The 4,097-nt window shown below is 74.1% G+C and carries 6 protein-coding genes; 4 read left to right on the forward strand and 2 right to left on the reverse strand.

Features of this window, described 5'->3' with window-relative positions; translation table 11 throughout:
• The first annotated feature begins 3 nt into the window (after positions 1 to 3).
• From GTW43_RS20660 to GTW43_RS20670, 3 genes are all read left to right on the forward strand, one after another.
• Entirely contained in the window at positions 4 to 648 is a 645-nt protein-coding gene (locus GTW43_RS20660) for an ATP-binding cassette domain-containing protein (RefSeq protein WP_161303509.1), read from the forward strand.
• Positions 649 to 750: 102 nt separating this feature from the next.
• A complete protein-coding gene (locus GTW43_RS20665; RefSeq protein WP_161303505.1) occupies positions 751 to 1,614 on the forward strand; it encodes a phosphatidylinositol-specific phospholipase C/glycerophosphodiester phosphodiesterase family protein in 864 nt (287 codons plus the stop codon).
• A gap of 111 nt (positions 1,615 to 1,725) precedes the next feature.
• Positions 1,726 to 1,920, forward strand: a complete 195-nt coding sequence (locus tag GTW43_RS20670) for a hypothetical protein (RefSeq protein WP_161303506.1) — start codon at positions 1,726 to 1,728, stop codon at positions 1,918 to 1,920.
• A gap of 105 nt (positions 1,921 to 2,025) precedes the next feature.
• On the opposite strand, the gene GTW43_RS20675 is transcribed toward GTW43_RS20670, so the two are convergent.
• Complete coding sequence (locus tag GTW43_RS20675) at positions 2,026 to 2,382, reverse strand: DUF779 domain-containing protein (protein ID WP_161303507.1); 357 nt, start codon at positions 2,380 to 2,382, stop codon at positions 2,026 to 2,028.
• Positions 2,383 to 2,457: 75 nt separating this feature from the next.
• Here GTW43_RS20675 and GTW43_RS20680 point away from each other — a divergent pair, with 75 nt between their 5' ends.
• Entirely contained in the window at positions 2,458 to 2,859 is a 402-nt protein-coding gene (locus tag GTW43_RS20680; protein WP_161303508.1) for a hypothetical protein, read from the forward strand.
• Between the two features lie 42 nt (positions 2,860 to 2,901).
• Here the strand turns inward: GTW43_RS20680 and GTW43_RS20685 are convergent, their stop codons facing one another.
• Positions 2,902 to 4,050 (reverse strand): hypothetical protein, encoded by a 1,149-nt coding sequence (locus GTW43_RS20685; protein WP_161303510.1) that lies wholly within the window; start codon positions 4,048 to 4,050, stop codon positions 2,902 to 2,904.
• Positions 4,051 to 4,097 lie beyond the last annotated feature (47 nt).

Raw genomic sequence — 4,097 nt, forward strand, 5'->3', positions numbered from 1 at the left:
CCCGTGCTTGAGCTGCGCCGGATCACCGCGGGCCACGACCGCCGCGACCCCGTCCTGCGGGACGTCAGCCTCACCCTCGCCCCCGGCGAGAGCGTCGGGCTGCCCGGCCCCAGCGGGTGCGGCAAGTCCACGCTCGTCCGGGTCGCGGCCCTGCTCCACGAGCCGTACGCCGGGCAGGTGCTGCTCGACGGCGAGCAGGTGCGCGGGTGGCGGCACCGGGCGCCGCGCGCACAACGCACCGCGATCGGCGTCGTCTTCCAGCAACCGCGACTGTCGGCCGACCCGCGGCTGCGGCTCGCCGACCTCGTCGCCGAACCCCTGCGGGCGAACGGGCTGCCGGCCGACGCCCGCGTGCGGGAGCTGGCGGGGCAGGTGGGGCTCGGCCCCGACCTGCTCGGCCGCCGCCCCCACGAGGTCAGCGACGGCCAGCTGCAACGCGCCTGCCTGGCCCGTGCCCTCACGCTGCGCCCCCGGGTGCTGATCTGCGACGAGATGACGGCGATGCTCGACGCGTCGACCACGGCGGCGCTCGTCGCGGCCGTGGAGTCCTACCGCTCCGCGACGGGCGCGGGCCTGCTCGCCGTCGGCCACGACCGGGTCCTCCTGGAACGCTGGTGCGACCGGATCGCGCCGTGGCCCCCGGGTTGAGCACAGATGGCGGTCCGGCCAACTCCCGTACCGGGCCTGCCGTCAGGGTCTCCCGGCACCCCATACTCACCGGTGTCCCCACGGCCCACCACGGGAGGCACCATGGCCCAGACCACCCGCCGCCGAGCACTCGGCCTCGCCGCCGCACTGTCCGCCGGTCTCGCCGCGTCACAGACCGCGACGACCGCCCAGGCCGCCGGGCCGGGGCGCGGCCCCCGGCCCCTGCTGCGCGCCCACGCCCACAACGACTACGAGCACCCGCGACCGCTCCTCGACGCACTGGACCACCGGTTCAACAGCGTCGAGGCCGACATCTACCTGGTGGACGGCGACCTGCTCGTCGCCCACGACCCCGTCGGCCTCGACCCGAGCCGCACCCTGGAGTCCCTCTACCTCGCCCCGCTCGCGGCCCGGGTGCGCGAGCACCACGGCTCGGTGTACGGGGGCCGGCGCGTACCGCTCCAGCTGCTCGTCGACATCAAGACCGAAGGGGAGGCGGCCTACCGCGAACTCGATCGTCAACTGCGGCGCCATCGCGGCCTGTTCACGAGGTACGCACACGGCCGTGTGCAACCCGGCCCCGTGACCGTGGTGGTCTCCGGCGACCGCGCTGCGCGCGCGCCCATGGAGGCGCAGCGCACCCGCAGCGCCTTCTACGACGGCCGGCTCGCCGACCTCGGCACCTCGGCCCCGTCCTCCTTCGTGCCGCTCATCAGCGACAACTGGACCGGACTCTTCACCTGGCAGGGGGCAGGGCCGATGCCCGCCACGGAGCGGGACGAGCTGCGCCGGATCGTCGCCGCCGCGCACGCGGCGGGACAGCGGGTCCGCTTCTGGGCCACGCCGGACGTCGCGGGTCCGGAACGGGATGCGGTGTGGGGCGAGTTGACCGCCGCCGGTGTCGACCACCTGAACAGCGACGACCTCGCCGGGCTCCAGGCCTTCCTGGAGGCGCACGAGCGGTGACCGGGCGTTAACACCCGTTCGGGGGACAGGTCGTGCCCCGGACGGGACCCTCCGCTGCGTCACACTTGCGGCCGAAAGCCACGGTGTCGACGTGGCGGAGGAGGTTCGGCGATGTCTCTGTCCATTTCCGTCGTGCTGCTGCTCCTGATCATCGCCGTGATCTTCCTGCGCAACGGCGCGCTCAAGCTGTCGCACGCCCTGGTCTGCCTGATGCTCGGCTTCCTCCTGGCCGGCACCGGTGTGGCGCCGACCATCCACGACGGCATCAACGCCACGGCGGGCCTCGTCAGCAGCCTCGATCCGTGATCCGTGATCCGTGAGCCGTGACCCCGGCGCGGGTGTCCGGGGCGCCGCCGACCGTGACCACGAGTCCGTTGAAGACGGGGTACGCGACGACGGGTGAGCCGCCCCTCAGGCGCCGACCACCCGGGAGCGGATCAGGAAGCGCACACCCTCCGGCGCCTCCAGCGAGAACCCGCTCCCGCGGCCCTCGACCACGTCCACGATCAGCCGGGTGTGACTCCACACCTCGTACTGGCTCCTGGACATCCAGAACCCGACGGGCTCGGCCACCCCGGGCACCGGCAGCTCCGCGAGCAGGACGTCCGCCGCGCCCGTGCGGAACTCGCCCCGCGGGTAGCACATCGGCGCGCTGCCGTCGCAGCAGCCGCCGGACTGGTGGAACATCAGCGGTCCGTGGGCGTCGTGCAGCCTGCGCAGCAGTGCGGCGGCGGCCTGGGTCAGCTCCACGCGGGGTTCGTCGCTCATGACGGAACAGTCAAGACGCGAAGAGGTTGCGAGCACGTTGCACCCGCGGGCCGCCGACGCGCATAGGCTCCGCACATGGAACAGAGGGAGATCATCCTGCGGGCGATCGGCGTGCTCACCGAGACACAGGAGATGGTGCGCAGACTCAGCGACGGCGAGACGCTCGACACCGACCTCACCCAACTGGGACGGCTGGTCTCGGAGGTGTTCCCCACCGTCGAGATCCCGGCGGGCGCCACCGCGGAACAGGCCGCCGAGCGGACCATCGCCGCACTCATGCCCGCCAGCGTCTCGCTCGTCGAGGCCTTCGCCTTCCTGTTCACCCAGCTCGCCAAGGTGCACGACGAGGGCCGCGGCGACGTCAGCTCCACCGAACTGCTCCAGGAGATCGCCCTGCGGATGTCCGCCCCCGACGACCCGGAGGCCTCCCCGGGCGCCGAGGACGCCGACGGCCCGGACACGCCGGACGCCGGCTGACCGGCTCCTGCCCCGGGCCGGGACGTCCGGCCGGGCAGGTGCCTACCGGTTCGGGTCCCGGAACCGGCCGAACGCCTTCGTCAGCGCACCCAGCGGCGAGCCGTCCGGCCGGGCCGGGAGCACCGGCGGGCCCGGCACCGCGGTGCCCGCCTCCGTGAGCGCGGCCTGCGCCGCCTCGGCGGCCTCCTTGTACAGGTCCCGCGAGCGCGTCATCGCCTCGAGCGCCTCCGCGTACCGGCCGACCATGTCCTGCGCGTGCGTCAGCTCCTCGTCGGGCGTGAGCAGGTGCCAGCCCTTGCGCAGCCGGGTCAGCGCCTGCGCGGCCTCGTCGGGGAAGGGCCGTGGCAGCGCGGTCGCCGCCACGATCCTGGACAGCAGCTCGGGCTGCTCCGAACCGTCCAGGAACACGCTGCGGACCGTGAAGGCCTCCGGGTCGTACCCCGGCTCGCGGGGCGTGGCCGGCAGCACCACGGCGCCGCCGCGCGGCAGCCGCACGTCCAGTTCCTTGCGCAGCGCGAAGTCCGCGATCTGCGCCAGCTCGGGCGCCGCCCGGTGCTCGATCACGCGGTGCCGCAGACTCGGCGGCAGATACGCGGTGACGGGCTGCTGCCCGCGCAGGTCCGGCGTCATCGCCTCGTGCACCACGACGTGCACGTACCAGCTGGAGCGCGCGCACTCGCGCAGCAGCCTGCGCACCTCGTCGTCGTCCTTGGGCAGCGGGTTCGTCGTACGGATCCGCAGCCCGGCCACCGTCTCGTGGTCCCAGGGCACCCGCTCGCTGTCCGGCCAGAACATCGTCGCCGGAGAGGGCCAGTCCGGCTGCCAGTCGCGCTCGGCCTCCGCCGTGAGCACCCACGGCACGCCGCCGCCCCCGGCCTCCCGGCGGCGCGGCTCCGGCTCGTACGTCGTCAGCTGGGCCCGCACCGTCACGTCGTCGGCCACGCGCCAGCGCGCCTCGAACACCCGGCGGGCCCCGGGGCCAGGACCGGCGTCCTCGTCGCGCGGGTGCAGCGCCGTGGAGCGCGCCGCCTCGACGGGATCGAGGTCGAGGAAGCCCTCCAGCACCCCGGCCGCCCGCAGGGCGATCAGGTTGCGCCGGAGATCCTGCTCGGGCTCGGGCCCGAGGTGGAGGCCGCGGGCCTGCCACACGGTCGCGGGGGCGGGGTTCAAGGAAGGTTTCTTCTTGGCCATGGAGTCGATCTGTGAGCGGACGATGCCCGACCAGTATGGGCCGTCGG

It is taken from the genome of Streptomyces sp. SID5785 (assembly GCF_009870065.1).
Lineage (GTDB): Bacteria > Actinomycetota > Actinomycetes > Streptomycetales > Streptomycetaceae > Streptomyces.